Source organism: Citrobacter sp. Ce104, from assembly GCF_030334595.1.
GTDB lineage: Bacteria > Pseudomonadota > Gammaproteobacteria > Enterobacterales > Enterobacteriaceae > Citrobacter > Citrobacter europaeus.
The window spans coordinates 807,681-833,576 of record NZ_JAOWDP010000068.1; the positions used below are offsets into that span (position 1 = coordinate 807,681).

General features: G+C 52.2%; 22 protein-coding genes. 19 read left to right on the top strand and 3 right to left on the bottom strand.

The features are described from left to right. The first annotated feature begins 107 nt into the window (after positions 1 to 107). Positions 108 to 167 carry a type I toxin-antitoxin system Ibs family toxin gene (locus OGW16_RS22215; protein ID WP_109017525.1) on the top strand — a complete coding sequence of 20 codons (60 nt, stop codon included), beginning with the start codon at positions 108 to 110 and terminating at the stop codon, positions 165 to 167. 99 nt (positions 168 to 266) lie between these two features. Here the strand turns inward: OGW16_RS22215 and yegD are convergent, their stop codons facing one another. Continuing rightward, a complete protein-coding gene (gene yegD, locus OGW16_RS22220) occupies positions 267 to 1,619 on the bottom strand; it encodes a molecular chaperone (RefSeq protein ID WP_286518877.1) in 1,353 nt (450 codons plus the stop codon). A gap of 136 nt (positions 1,620 to 1,755) precedes the next feature. Between yegD and alkA the strand changes: the two genes are divergently transcribed. Next, on the top strand, positions 1,756 to 2,625 hold the full coding sequence (gene alkA, locus OGW16_RS22225; RefSeq protein ID WP_286518979.1) for a DNA-3-methyladenine glycosylase 2: 870 nt from the start codon (positions 1,756 to 1,758) through the stop codon (positions 2,623 to 2,625). Here the strand turns inward: alkA and OGW16_RS22230 are convergent. Beyond that, a complete protein-coding gene (locus tag OGW16_RS22230) occupies positions 2,593 to 5,922 on the bottom strand; it encodes a diguanylate cyclase (protein WP_043017943.1) in 3,330 nt (1,109 codons plus the stop codon). The two genes, alkA and OGW16_RS22230, sit on opposite strands and share 33 nt — an antisense overlap. A 315-nt stretch (positions 5,923 to 6,237) precedes the next feature. Here OGW16_RS22230 and udk point away from each other — a divergent pair, with 315 nt between their 5' ends. The 3 genes from udk to asmA all read left to right on the top strand — a co-directional run bounded on the left by udk (position 6,238) and on the right by asmA (position 9,431). Beyond that, positions 6,238 to 6,879: a uridine kinase gene (gene udk, locus OGW16_RS22235; RefSeq protein ID WP_003036776.1), complete on the top strand. Its 642-nt coding sequence runs from the start codon at positions 6,238 to 6,240 to the stop codon at positions 6,877 to 6,879. A 91-nt stretch (positions 6,880 to 6,970) separates the two neighbouring features. After that, positions 6,971 to 7,552: a dCTP deaminase gene (dcd, locus tag OGW16_RS22240; RefSeq protein WP_003036774.1), complete on the top strand. Its 582-nt coding sequence runs from the start codon at positions 6,971 to 6,973 to the stop codon at positions 7,550 to 7,552. 25 nt (positions 7,553 to 7,577) lie between these two features. Beyond that, complete coding sequence (gene asmA / locus OGW16_RS22245; RefSeq protein WP_043016887.1) at positions 7,578 to 9,431, top strand: outer membrane assembly protein AsmA; 1,854 nt, start codon at positions 7,578 to 7,580, stop codon at positions 9,429 to 9,431. A 44-nt stretch (positions 9,432 to 9,475) separates the two neighbouring features. Here the strand turns inward: asmA and OGW16_RS22250 are convergent, their stop codons facing one another. Continuing rightward, positions 9,476 to 11,059, bottom strand: coding sequence for a TerC family protein (locus OGW16_RS22250; RefSeq protein WP_043016886.1), 1,584 nt, complete (start codon positions 11,057 to 11,059; stop codon positions 9,476 to 9,478). A gap of 654 nt (positions 11,060 to 11,713) precedes the next feature. Between OGW16_RS22250 and OGW16_RS22255 the strand changes: the two genes are divergently transcribed. The 14 genes from OGW16_RS22255 (at position 11,714) to cpsB (ending at position 25,855) form a co-directional block, all read left to right on the top strand. Further along, positions 11,714 to 12,853, top strand: coding sequence for a polysaccharide export protein (locus OGW16_RS22255; RefSeq protein WP_043016885.1), 1,140 nt, complete (start codon positions 11,714 to 11,716; stop codon positions 12,851 to 12,853). A 5-nt stretch (positions 12,854 to 12,858) separates the two neighbouring features. Next, positions 12,859 to 13,305, top strand: a complete 447-nt coding sequence (gene wzb, locus OGW16_RS22260; RefSeq protein WP_080624949.1) for a low molecular weight protein-tyrosine-phosphatase Wzb — start codon at positions 12,859 to 12,861, stop codon at positions 13,303 to 13,305. Further along, entirely contained in the window at positions 13,305 to 15,467 is a 2,163-nt protein-coding gene (wzc, locus tag OGW16_RS22265) for a tyrosine-protein kinase Wzc (RefSeq protein WP_043016883.1), read from the top strand. The genes wzb and wzc overlap by 1 nt, the downstream gene beginning before the upstream one ends. A 77-nt stretch (positions 15,468 to 15,544) precedes the next feature. Continuing rightward, positions 15,545 to 16,387, top strand: coding sequence for a colanic acid biosynthesis glycosyltransferase WcaA (wcaA, locus tag OGW16_RS22270; RefSeq protein ID WP_043016882.1), 843 nt, complete (start codon positions 15,545 to 15,547; stop codon positions 16,385 to 16,387). Between the two features lie 2 nt (positions 16,388 to 16,389). After that, on the top strand, positions 16,390 to 16,878 hold the full coding sequence (gene wcaB / locus OGW16_RS22275) for a colanic acid biosynthesis acetyltransferase WcaB (RefSeq protein ID WP_043016881.1): 489 nt from the start codon (positions 16,390 to 16,392) through the stop codon (positions 16,876 to 16,878). Beyond that, on the top strand, positions 16,875 to 18,092 hold the full coding sequence (gene wcaC / locus OGW16_RS22280; protein WP_286518880.1) for a colanic acid biosynthesis glycosyltransferase WcaC: 1,218 nt from the start codon (positions 16,875 to 16,877) through the stop codon (positions 18,090 to 18,092). Before wcaB ends, wcaC begins: the two co-directional genes overlap by 4 nt. Beyond that, complete coding sequence (wcaD, locus tag OGW16_RS22285; protein WP_047410106.1) at positions 18,067 to 19,284, top strand: colanic acid polymerase WcaD; 1,218 nt, start codon at positions 18,067 to 18,069, stop codon at positions 19,282 to 19,284. Before wcaC ends, wcaD begins: the two co-directional genes overlap by 26 nt. A 5-nt stretch (positions 19,285 to 19,289) precedes the next feature. Beyond that, positions 19,290 to 20,036, top strand: a complete 747-nt coding sequence (gene wcaE / locus OGW16_RS22290; RefSeq protein WP_286518882.1) for a colanic acid biosynthesis glycosyltransferase WcaE — start codon at positions 19,290 to 19,292, stop codon at positions 20,034 to 20,036. Between the two features lie 9 nt (positions 20,037 to 20,045). Next, positions 20,046 to 20,600, top strand: coding sequence for a colanic acid biosynthesis acetyltransferase WcaF (gene wcaF, locus OGW16_RS22295; protein ID WP_043016877.1), 555 nt, complete (start codon positions 20,046 to 20,048; stop codon positions 20,598 to 20,600). Positions 20,601 to 20,624: 24 nt separating this feature from the next. Next, entirely contained in the window at positions 20,625 to 21,746 is a 1,122-nt protein-coding gene (gene gmd / locus OGW16_RS22300) for a GDP-mannose 4,6-dehydratase (protein WP_286518884.1), read from the top strand. Between the two features lie 2 nt (positions 21,747 to 21,748). Then, positions 21,749 to 22,714, top strand: coding sequence for a GDP-L-fucose synthase (gene fcl / locus OGW16_RS22305; RefSeq protein ID WP_286518886.1), 966 nt, complete (start codon positions 21,749 to 21,751; stop codon positions 22,712 to 22,714). A gap of 2 nt (positions 22,715 to 22,716) precedes the next feature. After that, entirely contained in the window at positions 22,717 to 23,196 is a 480-nt protein-coding gene (locus OGW16_RS22310; RefSeq protein WP_080624955.1) for a GDP-mannose mannosyl hydrolase, read from the top strand. After that, positions 23,193 to 24,419, top strand: coding sequence for a colanic acid biosynthesis fucosyltransferase WcaI (gene wcaI / locus OGW16_RS22315; RefSeq protein ID WP_213732816.1), 1,227 nt, complete (start codon positions 23,193 to 23,195; stop codon positions 24,417 to 24,419). Before OGW16_RS22310 ends, wcaI begins: the two co-directional genes overlap by 4 nt. Then, the gene (gene cpsB / locus OGW16_RS22320; RefSeq protein WP_286518888.1) at positions 24,419 to 25,855 is read left to right on the top strand and encodes a mannose-1-phosphate guanyltransferase; all 1,437 of its coding nucleotides are present in this window, start codon (positions 24,419 to 24,421) and stop codon (positions 25,853 to 25,855) included. Before wcaI ends, cpsB begins: the two co-directional genes overlap by 1 nt. Positions 25,856 to 25,896 lie beyond the last annotated feature (41 nt).

Sequence of the window (25,896 nt, forward strand, 5' to 3'; positions counted from 1 at the left end):
TGCGCTAGAGTGCGTTTAAGGCAAAAAGGAGGAAAGCCAGAGATTTCAGCGGGACGCTGGAACGGGAAAGCCCCTCCCGAGGAAGGGGCCAAAATAAGGAAAGGGTTATGATGAAGCAGGTCATCATACTGGTGATACTCTTAGTCATTAGCTTACCGGCTTACTAAGACACCAGGGGGAGGGGAAACCCTCCCTAACCCTCACTCCTGAAAATAAGCCACAGCAACGGTGATGTCAATACGCACACCTTTCAGCTTGCGAGCGGCTTAGCGGAAAACAACATCAGCCCAGCGGGCCAGTCCGGCGGTAACGGAACCGAAATCATCGCCACCTGCAATCGGGATCCCGGGAAGCTGCTGGGCAAGTGCTTTTTTAATCAGCGGCGAACGCGCGCTGCCGCCGGTCAGGTAAATCACGTCCGGTTTTTCCTGCGCGTTTTCCAGCGCCAACTGAACCTGCTCAAGAATGCGCGCCAGTGGCTGGTTGAGCGCAGCTTCCAGTCCGTACTGACTGATATCGGTTGCCAGCGTGTTGCTGATAAACGGTATCGCCGCCGTAACAATGGCCTGATCGGAAAGCGTGATTTTGCTCTCTTCTGCACTGCGTACCAGGCGATAGCTCAGACGCTCGCGCCAGACTTTAAGCAGCAGAGCGACTTTATCGGCTTCTCTCGCGTCGCGGACAAGATCGTTGAGCAATCGACCGTTGGCGCTGCTGTAGAAATCACTTTGCGCAGGAACATCGTTGATTGCGACCGCGTTCCACCAGGGCAGAATAGGCAAAGCGATACCTTTTTCAGTTTCGCCGCCCATACCAAGCAGTGGCATCAGGTGTTTAAACGCCAGCGCGATATCCAGATCGTTCCCGCCTACGCGGCAGCCACTGTGTCCCAGCAGGCTGTTTTCGCGATCGGCGCGCTGATGCCATTGCGGCCCCATCAGCAGCAGTGAACAGTCGGTCGTACCCCCGCCAATATCCACCACCAGCACGCGTTTCTCATCCTGCAACGTGGCTTCGTAATCCAGTCCCGCCGCTACCGGCTCGTACTGGAAGACGACATCCTGAAAACCGGCGCGTTTGGCCGCACGTTCAAGAATACCTTGCGCCTGGGCGTTGGCGTCATCGCCACCTAACCCCTGGAAGTTGATGGGACGACCAATAACAGCCTGAGTGATGGCTTCCGGCAACTGGTTTTGCGCCTGGTTGCGTATGTGCAGCATCATCGCGCAGACCAGATCTTCAAACAGCGCAACCTGCTGCGGCTTCAGACCGCTGGCCCCCAAAAATGATTTTGGCGATTTAACGAAGTACACCTCTTCCGGGTCTTCAATATACTGACCCAGCGACGCCAGACCGAACTGCACGCTGTTGGCGTTAACGTCAATGTCTTCTTCGCGGTTATAGCGCATTGCACGGCGAAGCAGCGCCTGCGTTTCATCGTCCGTGGTCGGGACGTCGTGGTGGCGATACAGCCACTCGCTGACCGCTTCGCGCGTTGGTGCGCAAAGCATTGAGGGCAGAAGCGTGCTGTTATTTTCCATTTTGAGCAGGTGAGGCTGCCCGTCACGCATAACGGCCACTGAACAGTTTGCCGTACCGTAGTCAAAACCAATAAACACCGTAAAAATCCCCATGCCAGTGAAGAAGGGGCGTGACTTTAACGAAATGTTGACGCTCCGACAACTGGAATATGAAAGCAAGGCGCATCAGTTGAATACCGTTTATGCTGTAGGTTTGCTTAAAAAGGAAAACCGAATGTTCACGCTGAGCTGGCAACCGCCTTATGACTGGCCCTGGATGCTGGGATTTCTTGCCGCCCGTGCGGTTGAAGGTATCGAAACTGTAGAAGAACTGAGTTATGCCAGAAGCCTGTCCATAGGGAAGCATCATGGTCTGGTGCGCGTCGTACCAGATTTGCCCGCCAACGTGCTACACGTGACGTTAAGCTCAGGATTGCAACCGGTAGCCTCCGAGTGCCTGGCAAAAATAACACGCTTGTTCGATCTTACCTGTTGCCCGCAGCAAATTGTCAGCGCGCTGGGCAACCTCGGTGCGGCGCGTCCGGGACTACGTCTGCCGGGATGTGTCGATGCGTTTGAGCAAGGGGTACGGGCAATTTTAGGCCAGTTAGTCAGCGTGGCGATGGCAGCAAAACTGACGGCGAAAGTAGCGCACGCTTATGGGGATACGCTGGAAGATGCGCCGGGGTACGTTTGTTTTCCTGTGCCTGAAGCGCTTGCTAACGCAGATCCACTGGACCTGAAAGCGTTAGGCATGCCGCTCAAACGCGCTGAGGCGTTGATTCACCTTGCTCGCGCAACGCTTGAGGGCACGCTTGCGACAACAGCCCCGGACGATATTGAGCAAGGCGTTAAGCAGCTACAAAACTTTCCCGGGATAGGACGCTGGACCGCCAACTATTTCGCGCTACGTGGTTGGCAGGCGAAAGATGTTTTTCTGCCGGATGATTACCTGATTAAACAGCGTTTTCCCGGCATGACGCCAGCGCAAATCCGGCGCTATGCCGAGCGCTGGAAGCCCTGGCGCTCCTATGCGCTTTTGCATATCTGGTATACAGATGGCTGGAATCCGTCAGTTGATGGCGAAATTACTGGTATTCAGTAGCAGATCCAGCGGTTGGGCATCGGCAATAATATCGCCATAAATCATGTCGATACCGATGCCTGAAAGTGCATCCATGATCAGCGGCAGTTGCACCGGGCCAGCGATGGTTTTAATGTCCAGGCGCTGGGCATGGCCCTGGATAATGGACACCCACATTTCATCAATCAGGTCGCCGTGAGCGCTGGCGCTTAGTTCGCTGTCGAGCAACAGGTAATCGACAATGTGATACTTCAGGTTGTCAAAAAGCTCTAAATCACGACCGACCTGGCTTAACACAATTCGACAGCCGAACTGACGTAGCCGATGCAGGGCGGATATCGCCTGCGTTGAATTGGTTTTGATGGCGCTAGCCGGAACGGTCAGATGCAGCAACCGTGGCGGTAACGGACTGTGTTGCAATTGATCCAGTAGCTCATCAATAAGTTCTGAATTGAGCAGCCCGGCGGCTGAAAGGGGCAGGGCAATACTGAGGCCCTTGCTGGCGACAGCCGAAGCAGCATTCTGGAAGAATTCGCTGAATACCCGCCGGTCGAGCGCTTGATTCAACGCGGGATCGACCAGCCCATTACGGAAAGTGTGCTCTTCAATCACTTCGCCTTCTGCGGTCCCTAAGCGTAATGATATCAGCCAGAAGCTAAACGTCTCTGGGATACGCGGTGAAGCCACGCCTCTGGCTATCATCAGCATGGGGTTGTGTGTGATGGTGTGTCTTTGTTCGTCCAGTGACAGTTGGCTACGCGAGGCATGGGCCTGGCTTTGCTGGGGTTCATAGACGCACACTCGTCCACGTCCGCTGTTTTTCGCCGCGTAGCAGGCGATATCCGCCTGAGACATAACGTCGGTCGCGATATGGTTTTTCTCATCAATCAACGTAATCCCCGCGCTGGCGCCAATACGGTGCAAACGGCCTTCCCACATAAAGTGGTAATCGTTAACCGCGCTGATGATACGACCTGAGATAAAGCGGGCGCTTTCGATATTACAATCTGGCAGCAGCAGGCCAAACTCATCGCCGCCAAGGCGCGCCAGCATATCGCTGGATCGCAGCATGCTTAGCATCAGCGAAGAGAGTTCACGCAGCAGGGCATCGCCCGCGGCATGGCCTGCGCTATCATTCACCGCTTTAAAGCGATCCAGATCGATAAAAACCAGCACATGACGCTGGTGTGCGTCGTGTACCGTATGCAGCAACTGCTTGAGATGGTTTTCAAAGCTGACCCGATTTGCCAGCTGCGTCAGGTCGTCATGCGAGGCACTGTAGCTAAGCTGGCGCAGCATTTTACGTGACTCGGTGACATCCTGAATGACCAGCACCGAGCCAATGCTACCGCCATCGAGAGTGCTGAGGGGGGTGATGCTGTACTGAATGTCATAACTGTTGCCGTTGCGACAATGCAACACCACTTCCTGCTCGATGGCCGTACGCGACATGTCTGCACTGTAGATATTTTCCATCAGCGGGCCGTTATCGCCGAAAGTAATTCGCAACACCGTCAGGAGCGGAATGCCGATCGCGCTTTCCTGCTGCCAGCCGCTCATTTTCTCGGCGACCGGGTTCATAAAAGTCACATTCATGTCGACATCAATACAAATAACCGCTTCGCCGATGGAATCCAGCGTAATGTGCAGACGTTCTTTTTCCTGGAACAACGCTTCGTTGAGCTGCTTTACTTCGGTCATATCCATATTGATGCCAAGTAAGCGTTCAACTTCGCCGTCTTTATTCAGCACCCGGTTAGCCAGAGAGCGGATGTGCCGGATGCCATCTTTTACCGCAATACGAAACTCAAGCTTAAAGGGAGCCCGAGCGGCCAGCGAATCGCGAATCACATTTTCGGCGTGTTCGCGATCTTCAGGTACAACGCACTCATACCAGACTTGCCAACTGGGTTTGATATGCGCAGGGACTTCGTAGAGGTCAAACATACGCTTATCCCAACTGATCACATCAGGCTGCAGTTCCCATTCCCAAATGCCGATCCCCCCGGCTTCATTAGCGAGCGTGATGCGCTCCATCAGCCGTTTGTTGATCCACTCGGTATGCTTCAGATCGTTAATGTCTTCAACCTGCGCAATAAAGTAGAGTGGGGTATCGTCGCTATGACGTACCAGTGACACCGCCAGCAAGGCCCAGACAACCTCGCCCTCGCGGGTGTAATAGCGTTTTTCCATGGAATAGCTGTTGATTTCACCGCGAGTCAGCATCTCCAACTGTTCGAGGTCATTATTCAGATCTTCCGGCCAGGTTAATTGCTGGAAGGTGAGCGAACGCAGCTCATCCTGACTATAGCCCAGAAACTGGCACAAGGCTTTATTGGCCTGTAGCCATTGCCCCTCGGTACCGACCAGCGCCATGCCAATTGCCGAATACTCCATGGCGTTGCGAAAGCGCGATTCGCTTTCTGAGATGTGCTTGCGTTCGGCCCGAAACGCATACATCACCATGGTCATCATATTGGCTGGTAGCAAAATCATCAAAAACGGCAGCCAGGGGATATCCGTCATCATATTGGGCTTGGGGGTATAGAGCAGCGAAGGGTCGGCGGCAAGCATCAGCGAAACCATCATCACGGTGCTGAGGAAAATTAAAAACGCCTCCATGCGCGGCAGACGCACAGCGCTCCACATCAACAGGACGATTACGCAGGTAAAAGGCCATGGAAGATACATCATGGACAGCCAACTGAACGTTAGGGTTACCAGGAGCGTAATTAACGTCTCGAACAGTAATCGCGGATTGCGGTGGCGCAGCAAATAATGTGGCTTAAACAGTAAACCTAACGGCACCAGCGCCAGTGCGCCGATGGATTCTGAGAGCACCCAAATAAGAAAAGTATTTAACGACGTTTCCCGTGGTAAAAGTAACCACAGCAGTAAACCACCCAATAACGGAGGGACAACGGCGCTGCCGAACGCCAGGCGTGCCCAGTCGTTAAGATTTTTTAAGGGATTGTACCAGGGCAGTAGTTTGCGCAATAACATTGCCCCAACGACAGCCTCAATAATGTTGATGGCTGTGTAGGTAAAGCTAAGCGACTCGCCGGGGAAAAAGAGTAAAGAAGCCCCGATGTTACCAAATGAGCACGCCAGCGCGATTCCTGGCCACATTTTTCCTGCATGACGATAAAAAGCCACCATCATGATCGAGGTCGGAAACCACAGCGGCGCCAGTTGTGCACCGAATCGAGACAGTTCCAGCGAGAACAGCGTAAAGATGAAAGCCACCAGACCTAAACTGGCCAGGCGCAGTAGAGGATGAGGTAAGGTAACTAAAACATGTTGGGATTGTTTACTCATTACCACTCTACCCAAATAGCCGGTGTCGCCCAGTAGAGATGCCGGACGCATCACATTTAATCTGGGATTATGCTAGTACAAATAATTTACAATTTATACGCCAGCTGCTCATAAATTAACACTCTCAAGCTATTAATTACTAAGGCTGATGAATAAATGTAGCGCATGCTTTAAATATGACCGTTTAAATTTGCGACAGGGACAGCATTGGTGCAGGCTGGGCTGGCATCGCGCTGCTGAAATCCCTATAATTGCCGCGTTTGGCGTTTCGGCGCCGCCCTTCCTTACATCCAGGTTAATCAGGTCGCTAAATTTATGACTGATCAGTCCCATCAGTGCGTCATTATCGGCATTGCCGGCGCATCGGCTTCCGGCAAGAGTCTTATTGCCAGTACTCTTTATCGCGAATTGCGTGAACAAGTCGGTGACGAACATATTGGCGTTATTCCCGAAGACAGCTATTACAAAGATCAAAGCCATCTGTCGATGGAAGAACGTGTAAAAACCAACTACGACCATCCGAACGCGATGGATCACAGCCTGCTGTTCCAACATTTGCAAACTCTGAAACGCGGCAGTGCCATTGAGCTGCCTGTGTACAGCTACGTTGAGCATACTCGCACGCAAGACACTATTCACATCGAACCCAAAAAAGTCATCATCCTGGAAGGCATTTTGCTGCTGACGGATGCGCGTTTGCGCGATGAGATGAACTTCTCTATTTTTGTCGATACGCCGCTGGATATTTGCCTGATGCGCCGTATCAAGCGGGATGTGAACGAACGTGGTCGTTCAATGGATTCTGTGATGGCGCAATACCAGAAAACCGTCCGCCCGATGTTCCTGCAATTTATTGAGCCTTCAAAACAATACGCCGACATCATTGTGCCGCGCGGGGGTAAAAACCGCATCGCCATCGATATTCTGAAGGCTAAAATCAGTCAGTTCTTTGAATAAGTTCAGCGAATTGTGTACCGTTCAGTGATAACCTGGTTCACCCTTAACGCACCTGGCATTAAGGGGTTGAAGCACGAAAGGAGAAAGTGCCATGCGTTTATGTGACCGAGATATTGAAGCCTGGTTGGATGAAGGTCGCCTGTCGATCAATCCACGCCCTCCTGTCGAGCGAATCAACGGCGCCACGGTAGATGTGCGCCTTGGCAACAAATTCCGTACGTTCCGCGGTCATACGGCGGCGTATATCGATTTGAGCGGGCCGAAAGATGAAGTCAGCGCCGCGCTGGATCGCGTGATGAGTGATGAAATCGTCCTTAAAGACGGCGAGGCGTTTTTCCTGCACCCGGGCGAACTGGCGCTGGCAGTGACGTTCGAATCCGTGACGCTGCCTTCCGATCTCGTCGGTTGGTTAGATGGACGTTCTTCATTGGCGCGTCTGGGACTGATGGTACACGTCACCGCACACCGTATCGATCCGGGCTGGTCTGGCTGCATCGTACTGGAATTTTACAACTCCGGGAAACTACCTCTGGCCTTGCGTCCAGGCATGCCGATTGGCGCATTAAGCTTCGAACCGCTTTCTGGTCCGGCGGCGCGACCTTACAACCGTCGTCAGGATGCAAAGTATCGCGATCAGCAGGGCGCCGTTGCCAGCCGAATCGATAAAGACTGAGTGTTTTCAGTCCATTGGGGATAGCATGAGACGATTTCTGACGACGCTGATGATCTTACTGGTCGTGCTGGTGGCCGGTTTTTCTGCGTTAGTACTGTTGGTGAATCCGAATGATTTCCGCGCGTATATGGTCAAGCAGGTTGCGGCGCGTAGCGGATATCAACTGCAGTTGGATGGTCCTCTGCGTTGGCACGTTTGGCCTCAACTGAGTATCCTCTCGGGGCGCATGGTGTTAACCGCTGAAGGCGCCAGCGAACCCCTGATTCGTGCCGATAATATGCGTCTTGACGTCGCGTTGTGGCCACTATTGAGTCACCAGCTCAGCGTGAAGCAGGTGATGCTCAAAGGCGCGGTGATTCAACTGACCCCGCAAACTGAAGCGGTGCGCGGCGAAGATGCGCCCGTTGCTCCAAAAGACAATACGTTGCCCGACCTGGCTGAAGACAGAGGGTGGTCGTTTGACATTGCGCGTCTGCGCGTTGCCGATAGTGTCCTGGTCTTCCAGCATGAAGACGATGAGCAGGTCACGGTTCGCGATATTCGTCTGGACATGGAACAGGATAACCAGCACCGCGGCACGTTTGATTTCTCCGGGCGCGTGAACCGCGATCAGCGTGACCTTGCTTTATCTTTCAACGGCACCGTCGATGCTTCCGACTATCCGCACAACTTATCCGCGAATATTCAACAGCTAAGCTGGCAACTGCAGGGAGCCGATCTGCCGGCGCAGGGGATCAAGGGTCAGGGACAGCTTCAGGCACAGTGGCTGGAAGAGAAAAAACAGCTCGCGTTTAGCCAGATTCATTTGACCGCTAACGACAGCTCTCTCGCCGGGCAAGTTCACGTGTCATTGTTGGATAAACCAGAATGGATCGTCGACCTCAAGTTTGGCCAGCTCAATCTGGATAATCTGCTCGTACAACGTGAGGCTGCGACGACCACTAACGGTGAGGCTCAGCAAGGTCAGAGTCAGCCAACGCTGGCGCGCCCCGTCATTGCTTCGCAGGTTGATGCCGTTTCGTATCAGGGACTTAAGGGCTTTTCGGCAGACATCGCTTTGCAGGCTGACAAAGTGCTGTGGCGGAAAATGGCGTTTGACAATGTCTCGGCAAAAATTGACAACCAGTTCGGCTTATTGAACGTTGCCCAGTTGCAGGGGAAAAGTGACGGCGGGCTGGTGTCGCTTCCCGGTACGCTGGATGCCAGAAAAGGGCAGCCGCGAGCGGTCTTCCATCCGCGGCTGGATGGCGTAGAAATTGGTACTATCCTGAAAGCCTTCGACTATCCAATCGCCCTCACCGGTAAACTGTCGCTGGCGGGTGATTTCTCTGGCTCAGATATCGATGCTCAGGCGTTTCGTCATAGCTGGCAAGGGCAGGCCCATGTCGAAATGAACGATACGCGAATGGAAGGGATGAACTTCCAGCAGATGATACAACAGGCCGTCGAGCGTAGCGGTGGGGATGTTAAAGCCCAGCAAAATCTGGATAACGTGACTCGCCTCGATCGTTTTGTAACCGATATGACGCTGGATAATGGCGAGGTGACGCTGGATAACATGGCCGGTGAGTCGTCGATGCTGGCGCTGACCGGTAAGGGAACGCTGGATCTGGTGAAGCAGAATTGCGACACGCTGTTTAATATTCGCGTCCTCGGCGGCTGGGATGGCGAAAGTAAGCTGATTAACTTCCTGAAGGCCACTCCGGTTCCTCTCAGAGTCTACGGTCAGTGGCAGGCGCTGAACTACAATCTGCAGGTCGACCAGCTTTTGCGTAAGCATCTGCAGGATGAAGCGAAACGTCGTCTGAATGACTGGGCCGATCGCAACAAAGACTCTCGCAACGGCAAGGATGTTAAAAAGTTGCTGGATAAACTCTGATTCATATTGCCGGATGGCGGCTGATGCCGCCTCCGGCTCTTGAACTACACTTCGTAATCCATCTCTTCTTCATTGTGCAGCGGTATCAGCTGGACTTTTTGCACGCGATGATTTTCCACCTGCAGGGTTTTCAATCGGAAATCGCCAACCTGTACTTCCTCCCCGGTTTTCGGGATGCGCTGCAAGTACTCCATTAACAGCCCGGCAATGGTGTGATATTCACGCTTATCGTCCAACGGGATAGGCACATACTGCACCAGGTCTTCCAGCGGCATATGTCCGTTAGCGGTCCAGGTACCGTCAGCATTTTTCTGGATATCATGGCGGGCATCAATCTCTTCTACCTCGTTCGGCAGGTTACCTGCGATGGTTTCCATGACGTCGCTGAGTGTGACAATCCCTTCGACGGATCCAAATTCATCGGCCACAAAAGCGAAGTGCGTTCGGGCATTACGGAACTGCTCAAGCGCCGGAAGCAGCGGCAGGGTCTCCGGGAACACCAGCGGCTGACGAATCAAGACGCGTAAATCGAGCGGCTCACCGCGCAGGGACTGCTGCAACAGGTCGATGACATGCACCACGCCGAGCAACTCTTCCTGCTCATCTTCGCCGGTGACCACCAGACGCGTATGCTGGTTTTTTTCCAGCAAAGCGCGGATTTCTGCTTCGGGCGCATTGAGGTCGATGTGTTCAATATCGTGGCGCGAGGTCATGATGCTGCTGACGGTACGCTGATTAAGGTTCAGCACGCGTTCAATCATCCGCCGTTCCTGAGGGGCAAAAATCTGTCCTTCATGATGATCCGCCAGCATCGCCGCAGTTTCGGCATCCAGTTCGGCGTCTTCTTTTTGCCCGCTCAGCAGCCGCATCACCGCCTCAGCGGTGCGCTGGCGTAAGGTATGGTTGGCAGACAAGAAGCGACGACGGTTAAAGATAGCCAACTGATTCAATGCTTCAATCATCACCGAGAAGCCGATGGCGGCGTACAGGTAACCTTTCGGGATATGGAAACCAAATCCTTCGGCAACCAGGCTGAAACCAATCATCAGCAGGAAGCTCAGACAAAGAATGACAATCGTTGGATGGCTGTTAACAAAGCGCGTCAGCGACTTGCTGGCCAGCACCATCAGGCTGATGGCGATGATTACCGCAGCCATCATCACCGCCAGGTGATCGACCATCCCAACGGCTGTAATGACGGAATCCAGAGAGAAGATGGCGTCCAGCACCACGATTTGCGCGACGACACCCCAGAACTTTGCACCTTTACGTTGGGTGGGGTTATCGCTGTCTTTTCCTTCCAGCCGTTCATTTAGCTCCATAGTGGCTTTAAACAGCAGGAAGAAACCACCGAATAGCATGATCAGATCGCGGGCGCTGAAGCTCAGGTCGCGAATGCTGAACAGCGGCGTGGTCAGCGTCACCAGCCAGGAAATTGATGCCAGCAGCAGCAGGCGCATGACCATCGCTAGCAGTAGCCCGGTAATACGCGCCTTATCCCGCTGGGCTGGAGGCAGTTTCTCCGCGAGGATGGCAATAAAAACAAGATTATCAATGCCAAGAACAAGTTCGATCACGATTAACGTGACCAGTCCGGCCCAGATTGACGGATCGGCAATCCATTCCATAGTAAATGCTATACCCATAGTTGTATGACAATTGTCACAATTCGATCATGGGTAAAACTGGCGAAAAATGCAATGGCGAGGAGGGATTTCTCTGTCAGCGATATCCGGTCAAATGCAGGATATGAGCCTTAATGTAACTACAGGAAATAGTTTTATTAATCCAAATATATTTAGGAAATATCGCAGGTGGATATTTCTATATCAATATTGTCAACATCAATAAAATCCTAAAAATATACAAATTCAACGCTTAATATTAATCTTAAAAGCGAGTTGTTGGCGGCTTGTTATCTTGCCTGACATTCTCTTAGCTGCAACAATTCCTGCGGTAATAATCAAAAGGCAAATATTTCCTCATCAATCAGAGGCGCTATTTCTGATGCGTTGCCGCTGTAAATGTGATGAAAATAAAGGAGAAGATAAAAATTTAAATTAATCAGTGCATTGGTAGCTATTGAAGCCAGGGGCGGTAGCGTGTCTGGTCGCCTGAAACAAGCCTAAATTATTCTGTCAAGAGACCGCAGATGAATTCATTTTTTTTAGGATTGATGCCAGTTAAATTCCATTTCAATTAACGGCAAGGTAAATGCGTACAGGCGAAGTCGCTATTTAGATTGCATGTGATAATTACTCTGCCAAAGTGATAAATAATCAATGATGAAATCCAAACTTAAATTGATGCCAGTATTGGTATCGGTAATCTTGATAAACGGTTGTACCGTGCTTCCGGGCAGCAATATGTCTACGATGGGCAAAGATGTGATTAAACAGCAGGACGCTGATTTTGATATCGATCGCATGGTGAATGTTTATCCACTCACCCCGCGGCTGGTCGAACAATTACGTCCCCGACCAAATGTTGCACAGCCTAATATGTCTCTCGACCAGGAGATTGCCGGGTATCAGTATCGGGTCGGTCCGGGAGATGTCCTGAATGTGACCGTCTGGGACCACCCTGAACTTACCACCCCCGCCGGGCAGTATCGTAGCTCAAGCGATACCGGCAACTGGGTGCAGCCTGATGGCTCCATGTTTTACCCCTACATCGGCAAAGTCAGCGTAGTAGGAAAGACGTTGGCTGAAATTCGTAGTGATATTACCGGGCGCTTAGCGAAGTACATTGCTGACCCGCAGGTGGACGTTAATATCGCCGCTTTCCGCTCGCAGAAGGCTTATGTCTCCGGGCAGGTAAACAAATCCGGCCAGCAGGCCATTACCAACGTGCCGCTTACCGTTCTCGATGCCATCAACGCCGCTGGCGGTCTTACCGAGGCGGCAGACTGGCGCAACGTTGTACTGACTCATAAAGGGCAAGAGCAACGCATTTCACTGCAAGCGCTGATGCAAAATGGCGACCTGAGCCAGAACCGTCTGCTCTATCCTGGCGACATTCTGTTTGTTCCGCGTAATGACGATTTGAAAGTCTTTGTGATGGGCGAAGTGAAAAAACAGAGCACCCTCAAAATGGACTTCAGCGGCATGACGCTTACCGAAGCGCTGGGCAACGCGGAAGGTATCGATCTGACCACCTCCAACGCCAGCGGTATTTTTGTTATTCGACCATTGAAAGGCGACGGCGGGAACAACGGCAAAATAGCCAATATCTATCAGCTTGATATGTCCGATGCGACATCGCTGGTGATGGCGACCTCATTCCGACTTCAACCCTACGATGTGGTGTATGTCACGACTGCGCCGGTTGCTCGCTGGAACCGTTTGATCAATCAGTTGCTGCCGACTATTAGCGGTGTTCGCTATATGACGGACACGGCCAGCGACCTTCACAACTGGTAATCATCATGTTTAACAAAATATTAGTTGTCTGTGTGGGAAACATTTGCCGCTCCCCGACGGCAGAGCGCTTGTTAAGAAAATTTCATCCGGCGTTGACGGTATCTTCTGCCGGCCTCGGGGCGCTGGTGGGCAAAGGTGCGGATCCGAACGCCATCAGCGTGGCGCAGGCGCACAACCTGTCTCTGGAGAATCATTGTGCCCGGCAGATCTCGGGACGAATGTGCCGGGAATATGACCTGATCCTGACCATGGAAAAACGCCATATTGCTGCTCTGTGCGAAATGGTGCCGGAGATGCGCGGCAAAGTGATGCTCTTTGGTCACTGGGACAGCGAGCGTGAAATCCCCGATCCGTATCGTAAAAGCCGGGACGCGTTTGACGCGGTGTACGCATTACTTGAACGGTCTGCCCGCCAATGGGCTCAGGCATTGAACGCAGAGCAGGGAAAATAATGACAGAAAAAGTTAAACAGTCTGCTGCGCCGGTAACGGGCAATGATGAAATCGATATTGGTCGTCTGGTCGCAACGGTGGTGGAAGCCCGCTGGTGGGTACTTGGCATCACCGCGGTATTTGCATTGTGCGCCGCGATCTACACGCTGTTTGCCACACCAATCTACAGTGCGGATGCGCTGGTGCAAATTGAGCAAAATACCGGAAATTCACTGGTGCAGGATATTGGCTCGGCGTTGTCGAACAAACCTCCGGCCTCTGAAGCGGAAATTCAGCTCATCCAGTCACGGCTGGTATTGGGGAAAACGGTAGACGATCTCAATCTGGATATTGCCGTTACCAAAGATACGTTCCCCATTTTTGGCGCGGGCTGGGATCGGTTGATGGGCCGTCAGAACGAAACAGTTAACGTGACCACCTTCACGCTGCCAAAGGCAATGAATGAACAGACCTTCACAATCAGCGTGCTGAATGACAAACGCTATCAACTGGTGAGTGACGGAGGATTTAGCGCCCAGGGGCAGGTAGGACAGATACTGGAACATGATGGCGTGACGATGCTGGTGGAGGCTATTCATGCCAGCCCTGAGAGCCAATTTACCGTGCGTAAATTCTCCACGCTGGGCATGATAAACACCCTGCAAAATAATCTGATGGTGACGGAAACCGGAAAAGATACCGGCGTATTGAGCCTGACCTTTACCGGTGAAGATCGTGAGCAAATCCGCCAGATCCTTGACAGTATTACCCGCAACTATCTGCAACAAAACGTGGAGCGTAAATCTGAAGAGGCCGCTAAAAGTCTGGCGTTTCTGGCAAAGCAACTCCCCGAGGTGCGTAACCGGCTGGACGTTGCCGAAAACAAGTTAAATGCTTTTCGTCAGGACAAAGACTCCGTGGATTTGCCGCTGGAAGCCAAAGCGGTGCTGGATTCAATGGTGAATATTGACGCGCAGCTTAATGAGCTGACCTTCAAAGAAGCAGAAATTTCCAAGCTGTTTACTAAAGCGCATCCGGCGTACCGCACGTTGTTGGAAAAACGCCAGGCGCTGGAAGATGAGAAAAGCAAGCTGAACGGACGCGTAACTGCAATGCCAAAAACGCAGCAGGAAATTGTCCGTCTGACGCGCGACGTGGAGTCCGGTCAGCAGGTCTATATGCAGTTACTGAACAAGCAGCAGGAACTGAAGATCACCGAGGCCAGTACGGTCGGAGATGTGCGCATCGTCGATCCCGCGATTGCCCAGCCTGGCGTGTTGAAACCGAAAACGGCACTCATCATTCTCGGCAGTATCATTCTCGGTTTGATGCTTTCAGTGGTGGGCGTATTGCTGCGGTCGTTGTTTAATCGCGGCATTGAAAGCCCGCAGGTGCTGGAAGAACATGGTATCAGCGTGTATGCCAGTATTCCGCTGTCTGAATGGCAAAAAGCGCGTGATAACGTTCAGACCATCAAAGGTGTGAAACGCTACAAGCAAAGCCAGTTACTGGCGGTGGGAAATCCGACGGATCTCGCGATAGAAGCGGTCCGCAGCCTGCGTACCAGCCTGCACTTTGCCATGATGCAGGCGCGCAATAACGTATTGATGCTGACCGGCGTCAGCCCGTCGATTGGTAAAACATTTGTCTGCGCCAACCTGGCGGCGGTCATCAGCCAGACCAACAAACGCGTGCTGTTGATCGACTGCGATATGCGCAAAGGCTATACCCACGAGCTGCTGGGGACCAATAACGTTAACGGTCTGTCTGAGATCCTCATCGGCAAGGGGGATATCTCATCTGGCGCGAAACCGACATCCATTGCGCATTTCGATCTGATCCCTCGCGGTCAAATCCCTCCCAATCCTTCCGAACTTTTGATGAGCGAGCGCTTCGGCGAACTGATTGCCTGGGCCAGCTCGCACTATGACCTGGTGCTGATTGATACGCCGCCAATACTGGCTGTGACCGATGCGGCTATCGTGGGTCGTCACGTCGGAACCACGCTGATGGTGGCCCGTTATGCGGTCAACACGTTGAAAGAGGTGGAAACCAGCCTGAGTCGCTTCGAGCAAAACGGCATTCAGGTGAAAGGGGTGATCCTCAACTCTATCTTCCGCCGCGCCAGCGGGTATCAGGATTACGGTTACTACGAATACGAATACACGTCGGATTCGAAATAGATAACGAACAGCAACGCATATCGAATGTAGGCCTGATAAGCGTAGCGCCATCAGGCAACTTTATTTGGGAAACGAAAATGACGACAGAAAACCCACTAATTTCAATTTATATGCCAACCTGGAACCGTCAACAGCTGGCTATCCGGGCGATTAAATCGGTATTGCGCCAGGACTATCCTCACTGGGAGATGATCATTGTGGATGATTGCTCTTCCTCGTATGAGCAACTGCAGCAGTTTGTTGAGGAACTCAACGATCCGCGGGTGTCGTATACGCATAATTCCACTAACTCCGGGGCCTGCGCGGTGCGTAATCAGGCCATTATGCAGGCCAGTGGGCAGTATATTACGGGAATTGATGATGATGATGAATGGACGCCGAACCGCCTGAGCATCTTTCTTAACTACCGCCATCACCTGGTCACGCGGGCGTTTCTGTACGCCAATGACTATGTCTGCGAAGGCGAAGTGTATTCGCAACCGGCCAGCCTGCCGCTGTATCCGAAATCCGGTTATTCACGTCGTAAATTTTATAAGCGTAATATCATTGGTAATCAGGTGTTTACCTGGGCGTGGCGGTTTAAAGCATGCCTGTTCGATACCACGCTGAAAGCGGCGCAGGATTACGACATCTTCCTGCGTATGGTAGTGGCGTACGGTAAACCGTGGAAGGTAAAAGAGGCAACGCAGATCCTGCATGTCAATCACGGTGAAATGCGTATCACCTCATCGCCGAAAAAATTCTCCGGCTACTTTCAGTTTTACCGCAAACACAAAGGCAAATTTGACCGGGCCAGCAAGAAATATCAGCTGTTTACTCTCTATCAGATCCGCAACAAACGGATGAACTGGCGCACGTTGCTGACGCTGCTTTCTGTTCGCAACAGCAAGCGTCTGGCCGACGGAATGCGAGGTCGTTAAGTATGCTGGAAGATTTACGCGCTAATAGCTGGAGTTTTCGTCCCTGCTGCATGGTGGTGGCCTATCGGATTGCCCATTTTTGCTCCGTCTGGCGTAAAAAAAATGTCTTGAATAACCTGTGGGCCGCCCCGGTGCTGGTGATGTATCGCCTTATCACCGAATGCCTGTTCGGCTATGAAATCCAGGCTGCTGCATCTATTGGTCGTCGTTTCACCATCCATCATGGCTATGGGGTGGTTATCAATAAACACGTGGTGGCAGGGGATGATTTTACTCTGCGCCACGGCGTCACCATCGGCAATCTGGGTACCAACGATCCGTCCTGTCCGGTTATTGGTAACGGCGTTGAGTTGGGAGCGAATGTCACTCTGCTCGGCAACGTTGTTATTGGCAATAACGTGACGATTGGCGCCGGGAGCGTCGTGGTGGATAGCGTCCCGGACAATGCGCTGGTCGTGGGTGAGAAGGCTCGGGTGAAGGTAATAAAATGAAGATATTACAGTTTAATGTGCGGCTCGCAGAAGGTGGGGCGGCTGGCGTGGCGTTAGATTTACATCTGAGGGCGCTGGAGAAAGGGCTGTCCTCGCGTTTTGTCTATGGCTATGGCAAAGGCGGAAAGAAAAGCGTCAGCCATGCGAATTACCCGCAGGTTTTCAAACATACGCCACGCCTGACGTCGGCGGTGAACATTGCGCTGTTTCGTTTCGCGAACCGCGATCTGTTTGGCAATCTCGACAAGTTATACCGTGAAGTTACCCGCACCAGCGGCCCGCTGGTCCTGCATTTTCATGTGTTGCACAGCTACTGGTTGAACCTGGAAGAGGTGGTCACCTTTTGCCAAAAAGTGAAGGCGTGTAAACCGGATGTTACCTTCGTCTGGACGCTGCACGATCACTGGAGCGTGACCGGGCGCTGTGCCTTTACCGATGGTTGCGAAAACTGGAAAACGGGCTGCCAGAAATGCCCAACGCTCAGTAACTATCCGCCGGTAAAAATCGATAAAGCCCATCAGCAGTTACCCGGTAAGCGGCAGATGTTTCGTGCCATGCTGGCGCTGGGCTGCCAGTTTATCTCGCCCAGTCAGCATGTGGCCGACGCATTCAACAGCCTGTATGGCGTGGGACGCTGCCGTATTATTAACAACGGCATCGATGTAGCAACTGAATCCATTCTTGCCGAGCTTCCCGCTAAGCATGAGGGGAGCGGTAGACCGAAAATCGCCGTGGTGGCTCATGATCTGCGCTATGACGGGAAAACCAGCCAGCAACTGGTGCGAGCGATGGTAGCGCTCGGAGACAAAATTGAGCTGCATACTTTTGGCAAATTTTCGCCATTTGCGGGAGATAACGTCATCAATCACGGGTTTGAAAGCGATAAGCGCACGTTGATGAGTGCGCTAAACGGGATGGATGGCCTGGTGTTCAGCTCTCGAGTTGATAACTACCCGTTGATTCTGTGCGAAGCGCTTTCCATTGGCGTACCGGTTATTGCCACGCACAGTGATGCCGCGCAAGAAGTACTGGCAAAATCGGGCGGTAAAACGTTCAGCGAAGCGGACGTATTGCAACTGGTGCAACTGAAAAAATCAGACATTGCGCAGGCGGTGTTTGACACGTCGCTTGCTGCGTTCAGCCAGCGCAGCCGGGTGGCATACAGTGGGCAACAGATGCTGGAGGAATATGTCTCGTTCTATCAGAATCTGTAGCTATCTGGTGCTACCGCTGCTTTATTTGCTGGTCAACGTCAAACTCGCCCAGCTTGGCGAGAGCTTCCCGATAACTATCGTCACCTTCTTACCCGTTCTGCTGTTGCTGTTTGTCGAGCGCATTAATATCAAAAAATTAATGATTGCGTTGGGCATGGGGGGCGGGCTGACGGCGTTTAATTATCTGTTCGGTCAGTCACTGGATGCCAGCAAGTACGTGACGTCCGCAATGCTGTTTATTTATACCGTGGTGATCATTGGCATGGTGTGGAGTATTCGCTTCAAAACCATTTCACCGCATAACTACACTAAGATCTTGCGGTTTTTCTGGCTGGTGGTGGGACTGGTGGTGGGGTTAGCTGCAGTTGAAATGGTGCAGATAATTCTCAGTGGCGGCAGCAGTTTAATGGAAGTTATTTCGAAATATCTTATTTACAGTAACAGCTATGTTCTGAACTTTATTAAATTTGGTGGGAAACGTACTACTGCGCTCTATTTCGAACCGGCATTTTTCGCTCTGGCGTTAATCTCAATTTGGCTCAGCATCAAACAGTTTGGTATCAAAACGCCTAAGTCCGATGCTATGATTCTGGCAGGGATAATATTGTCGGGATCGTTTTCAGGGGTAATGACGTTTATTTTATTTTATCTTCTGGAGTGGGCGTTCCAGTATCTGAATAAGGATGCGATAAAAAAGAAGCTACCGCTGGCGATAATCTCATTAAGCGTATTTGTAGTTGGAGTGATATTTGCTTTCCCATACATCGCAACACGCCTTGGAGATTTAGGAACTGAAGGTTCGTCATCGTATTATCGGATCGTAGGACCATTAGTGATGGTCGGTTATTCGTTACTTAACGTTGATGGGGTAGTGAGATTTGGCTCACTTTATGAATATGTTGCGTCATTCGGAATTTTTAACGGTGCAGATGTTGGCAAAACGATAGACAATGGCTTGTATCTGCTGATTATTTATTTTTCATGGTTCGCGGTGATATTAGCCCTATGGTACATGGGAAAAGTCATGAAAATGATGATCAATGCGTTTGGTGATAATCAGAATTATCGGGTGCAGCTTTATCTTTTTACGCCACTGTCGCTGTTTTTTACAGGTTCAGTATTTAGTCCGGAATACGCGTTTTTAATTGTGTGTCCGTTTATTTTGCGCAAGGCGCTGAATATCGCGAGGTAAATCACATGCTGCTCAGTATTATCACCGTCGCCTTTCGCAATCTGGAAGGGATCGTCAAAACTCACGCATCACTGGCACATCTGGCGCAGGCGAATGATATCAGTTTTGAGTGGATTGTTGTTGATGGCGGCTCTTCTGATGGTACGTCATCCTTTCTTGAAGGACTTAGCGCAGAGCACCGGTTACGGTTTGTCAGCGAGCCGGATAAGGGCATCTATGATGCGATGAACAAAGGTATCGCTATGGCGCGCGGGCGGTTTGCGCTGTTCCTCAACTCCGGGGATATTCTGCATGCGGATGCAGCTGATTTTATCCGCCAGCTCAAAAGCCAGAGCGATAAAACCATGGTTATTGGCGATGCGTTGCTGGATTTCGGTAATGGCAACAAAATTAAGCGGCGAGCCAAGCCGGGTTGGTATATTTATCACAGCCTGCCCGCCAGCCATCAGGCCATCTTCTTTCCGCTCTCGGGACTGAATGTCTGGCGCTATGATTTGCAATACAAAATATCTTCCGATTACGCATTAGCTGCCCGATTATACAAATCCGGTTATGCATTTAAAAAACTGAGCGGGCTGGTGTCAGAGTTTTCCATGGGTGGCGTGTCAACGACGAATAATCTGGAATTGTGCCGGGATGCCAAAAAGGTACAGCGCCAGATATTACATATGCCAGGTTTTTGGACCGGATTGTCAGAATATTTACGTCTGCGCACAACCGGTAAAACAAAAGCTTTATATGGAAAAACGTAAGGGCAAATTATGCAGGATTTAAGCGGATTTAAAGTGCCTGCTGGCTTTCGTGGTGGTGGCGCCATTAAAGTCCAATTATGGTGGGCAGTGCAAGCAACATTGTTTCGCTGGTCACCGCAGGTCATGTACCGCTGGCGCGCATTTTTATTACGCATGTTTGGCGCGAAAATAGGAAAAAACGTAGTTATTCGACCTTCAGTAAAAATTACTTATCCGTGGAAATTGACCCTGGGAGATTATGCCTGGGTGGGTGATGACGCGGTTTTATATACGTTGGGTGATATTACGATTGGTGCTCACGCGGTTATTTCGCAAAAAAGTTATTTATGCACCGGGAGCCATGATTATGCCAGTCAATATTTTGATATTAACGCCACACCGATTGTGGTTGGGGATAAATGCTGGCTGGCGACAGATGTCTTTGTCGCGCCTGGCGTGACCATTGGCGATGGCACCGTCGTCGGAGCACGAAGCAGCGTTTTTAAATCGCTGCCAGCAAATGTCGTTTGTCGGGGAAATCCCGCAGTAGTCACGCGCAAACGCGTCGAAAAAGTTACTCCCTGAGGGGATCATTTAAGAGGTAATAACATGTCAAAAGTCGCTCTCATTACTGGCGTAACCGGGCAGGATGGTTCTTACCTGGCAGAATTTCTGCTGGAAAAAGGGTATGAAGTACACGGCATTAAGCGCCGCGCTTCATCATTTAACACCGAACGTGTGGACCACATTTACCAGGATCCGCATTCGGGTAATCCCAAATTTCATCTGCACTATGGCGATTTGACGGACTCCTCCAACCTGACCCGTATTCTACAAGAGGTCCAGCCGGATGAGGTCTATAACCTGGGCGCCATGAGTCATGTCGCAGTGTCGTTTGATTCACCGGAATATACCGCCGATGTCGATGCAATCGGCACCTTACGTTTGCTGGAAGCCATCCGCTTCCTCGGTCTGGAAAAGAAAACGCGTTTTTATCAGGCTTCCACCTCTGAACTGTACGGCCTGGTACAGGAAATTCCGCAGAAAGAGACTACGCCGTTCTACCCGCGCTCGCCGTATGCCGTTGCTAAGCTGTATGCGTATTGGATAACCGTCAACTACCGTGAATCTTACGGTATGTATGCCTGTAACGGCATTCTGTTTAACCACGAATCTCCGCGCCGCGGCGAAACCTTTGTTACTCGCAAAATTACCCGAGCGATCGCCAACATCGCTCAGGGGCTCGAGTCTTGCCTGTATCTGGGCAACATGGATTCACTGCGCGACTGGGGCCATGCCAAAGATTACGTCAGGATGCAGTGGATGATGCTGCAGCAGGATAAACCGGAAGATTTCGTGATTGCCACCGGCGTGCAGTATTCCGTGCGCCAGTTTGTGGAAATGGCGGCCGCTCAGTTGGGGATTAAATTGCGCTTTGAAGGCGAGGGCGTGAATGAAAAAGGCATTGTGGTTTCCGTAACCGGACACGATGCGCCAGGGGTAAAACCTGGAGATGTCATGATTGCCGTCGACCCGCGTTATTTCCGTCCGGCTGAAGTGGAAACGCTGCTGGGCGATCCGGCTAAAGCACATAAAAAACTGGGCTGGAAGCCGGAAATTACGCTGCGCCAGATGATCTCGGAAATGGTTGCCAACGATCTTGATGCGGCGAAGAAGCATTCCCTGCTGAAGTCGCACGGTTACGAGGTCGCTATCGCGCTGGAGTACTGAGGATGAAGACACAACGTATTTTTGTGGCGGGCCATCGCGGGATGGTGGGGGCCGCCATCGTCAGACAACTGTCTCAGCGAAATAATATAGAGCTGGTGCTGCGTACCCGCGAGCAACTTAACCTGCTGGACGCCAGCGCAGTGCAGGCGTTCTTTGCCACTGAACGCATTGACCAGGTTTATCTGGCGGCGGCAAAAGTGGGCGGGATTGTGGCGAATAATACTTATCCTGCTGATTTTATTTATGAAAACATGATGATTGAGAGCAACATTATTCATGCTGCGCATTTGCATAACGTGAATAAACTGTTGTTCCTCGGGTCATCCTGTATTTATCCAAAGCAAGCCACCCAGCCAATCGCTGAGAGTGAATTGTTGCAGGGGCAACTTGAGCCGACCAATGAGCCGTATGCGATTGCCAAAATTGCCGGTATCAAGCTGTGCGAATCATATAACCGGCAGTATGGCCGGGATTATCGCTCAGTAATGCCGACCAATCTGTACGGACCGCATGACAACTTCCATCCGAGTAATTCGCATGTGATCCCGGCGCTGCTGTGCCGCTTTCATGAAGCTCGCGAGCAAAATACGTCGGATGTGGTGGTATGGGGTAGCGGTACGCCGATGCGCGAATTTCTGCATGTCGACGACATGGCGGCGGCCAGTATTCATGTGATGGAGCTGGCTCAGGAAGTCTGGCAGGAATATACCCAACCAATGCTGTCGCATATCAACGTGGGTACTGGCGTTGATTGCACCATCCGTGAACTGGCCCAGACCATCGCGCAGGTCGTGGGTTACAAGGGGCGAGTGGTGTTCGACGCCAGCAAACCGGACGGCACGCCGCGCAAATTGCTCGACGTTACGCGGTTGCATCTGTTGGGTTGGTATCACGAGATATCCCTGGAAGCGGGGCTTGCCAGTACATATCAGTGGTTCCTTGAAAACCAGCAGCACTACCGGGGGTAAGTATGTTTTTACGTCATGAGGATTTTGCCACCGTTGTCCGTTCAACCCCGCTGATTTCCATCGATTTAATCGTGGAAAACGCCGACGGCGAATTTCTGCTCGGTAAGCGTCTCAATCGTCCGGCGCAGGGGTACTGGTTCGTGCCCGGCGGTCGGGTGCAAAAAGATGAATCGCTGCGCGTGGCCTTTGAGCGGCTTACTGAAGCTGAGCTGGGGTTACGTTTACCGCTGTCCGCTGCGGAGTTTTACGGTGTCTGGCAGCATTTCTATGACGACAACTTTTCCGGGGAGGATTTCTCAACGCATTACATCGTGCTGGGATTTCGTCTGCGGGTGTCGGAAAACGACCTGCACCTGCCTGACGTTCAACATGATGCGTATCGCTGGCTGGCAGATACACAGATTCTGGCCAGTGACCACGTGCACGACAACAGCCGGGCTTACTTCTGTGAAACGGCCCAGACCGGAGTACCCGGTCTATGAAGATCCTCGTGTATGGCATCAACTATTCACCGGAGTTGACCGGTATCGGCAAATACACCGGTGAAATGGTGCAGTGGATGGCGCAACAGGGGCATGACGTTCGGGTGATCACCGCGCCGCCTTATTATCCGCAGTGGAAGGTCAACGGTCGCTATTCATCCTGGCGTTACCGTCGTGAAGAGGGTGACGCCATTGTCTGGCGTTGTCCGCTGTATGTGCCTGAGCAACCCTCTACGCTCAAACGGCTGCTGCATTTGGGCAGTTTTGCCCTGAGCAGTTTTTTCCCGCTGCTGGCGCAACGTCGCTGGAAGCCGGACCGCATTATCGGCGTGGTGCCGACGCTGTTTTGTACGCCGGGCATGCGTCTGCTGGCAAAACTTTGTGGCGCGCGCACGTTGTTGCACGTTCAGGATTACGAAGTCGATGCCATGTTGGGACTTGGCATGGCGGGCACAGGCAAGCGCGGTATGGTGGCAAAACTGGCCAGCGCCTTTGAGCGCAGTGGACTGTTGAATATGGACCATATTTCGACCATCTCCCGGACCATGATGCACAAAGCCATGGAAAAAGGCGTTGCGCCGCACAAAGTTATTTTCTTTCCAAACTGGTCGGAAGTGGCACGTTTTCGCGACGTGAACGATACCGATGCCCTGGCGTTGCGTCAGCAACTGGGCTTGCCTGTCTCCCAAAAGATCGTTCTTTACTCGGGCAATATCGGTGAAAAGCAGGGGCTGGAGAGCGTGGTTGACGCGGCTGTCCTGTTGAGCGAACAGCCCTGGCTGTTTGTGATTGTCGGGCAGGGCGGTGGTAAAGCGCGGCTGGAGAGTATGGTCAGCGAACGCGGCCTGAACAATGTGATGTTCTTTCCACTGCAATCTTATGACGCGCTGCCGGCATTGCTCAAGATGGCGGATTGTCATCTGGTGGTACAAAAGCGCGGTGCGGCGGATGCCGTACTGCCCTCCAAACTGACCAATATCCTCGCCGTTGGCGGTAACGCGGTCATTACCGCCGAGCCTGAAACCGAGTTGGGTCAGCTTTGTGACACTTATCCTGGCATTGCGGTGTGTGTGGAGCCGGAGTCGGTTAACGCGTTGGCCTGCGGTATTCAACGGGCGCTGATGATGCCAAAAGTGAACACGGTGGCACGTGATTATGCCGAACGCACGCTGGATAAAGAAAACGTGCTGAGTCAATTTATTGCTGATATTCGGGGTACATGATGAGTCAAAGCAAACTCTTTCCGGTAGTGATGGCCGGTGGCTCGGGTAGCCGTTTATGGCCATTGTCCCGCGTGCTGTATCCAAAGCAGTTCCTGTGTCTGAAAGGCGATCTCACCATGCTGCAGACAACGATCTGCCGTCTGAACGGCGTGGAGTGCGAAAGCCCGGTGGTTATCTGTAATGAACAACACCGTTTCATTGTAGCGGAACAGCTACGGCAACTGCACAAGCTGACTGAGAACATTATTCTCGAACCTGCCGGGCGTAACACGGCTCCGGCGATAGCGCTGGCCGCGCTGGCGGCAAAACGTCAAAGTCCGGGTGAAGATCCGCTGCTGCTGGTACTGGCAGCCGATCACATGATTGCTGACGAACAGGCATTTCGCGAGGCGGTTCGTAATGCGATGCCCTATGCCAGTGCGGGTAAGCTGGTGACGTTTGGTATCGTGCCAGACCAGCCGGAGACCGGCTACGGCTATATCCGTCGTGGCGAGGTTTCACCGACGAATACCGACGCCGTGGCTTTTGAAGTGGCGCAGTTTGTTGAAAAGCCTAATCTGGAAACCGCGCAGGCTTACGTGGCGAGCGGCGACTACTACTGGAACAGCGGCATGTTTTTATTCCGCGCCGGGCGTTATCTGGAAGAACTGAAAAAATATCGTCCCGATATTCTTGAGGCCTGCGAAAACGCCATGAGTACGGTTGACCCCGATCTCGATTTTATCCGCGTTGATGAACAGGCGTTTCTCGCCTGCCCGGAAGAGTCTGTGGACTATGCGGTTATGGAACGTACGGCCGATGCGGTGGTGATGCCAATGAACGCAGGCTGGAGCGATGTTGGCTCCTGGTCATCATTGTGGGAAATCAGCGCCCATACCGCCGAAGGTAATGTGCATCACGGCGACGTCATTAGCCATAAAACGGAGAACAGCTATGTGTATGCCGAATCTGGCCTGGTGACGACCGTCGGGGTGAAAGATCTGGTGGTGGTGCAGACCAAAGACGCAGTGCTGATAGCCGATCGCAACGCGGTGCAGGACGTTAAAAAAGTGGTAGAGCAAATTAAAGCTGACGGACGTCATGAGCACCATATTCACCGTGAAGTTTATCGCCCATGGGGCAAGTACGATTCTATTGATGCCGGAGACCGTTATCAGGTGAAGCGAATTACCGTCAAACCCGGTGAGGGATTGTCCATGCAGATGCATCATCACCGGGCTGAACACTGGGTTGTGGTGGCTGGTACCGCGAAGGTGACGATTAATGATGATATCAAGCTGCTCGCTGAAAACGAGTCTGTCTATATTCCGCTGGGCGCGACCCATTGTCTGGAGAACCCTGGGAAAATCCCACTCGATCTGATTGAGGTGCGCTCCGGATCTTATCTCGATGAGGATGATGTCGTGCGGTTTGCGGACAGATACGGGCGCGCTTAACACAACATCCTCGTTGCCGGATGGCGGCGTGTACGCCTTAT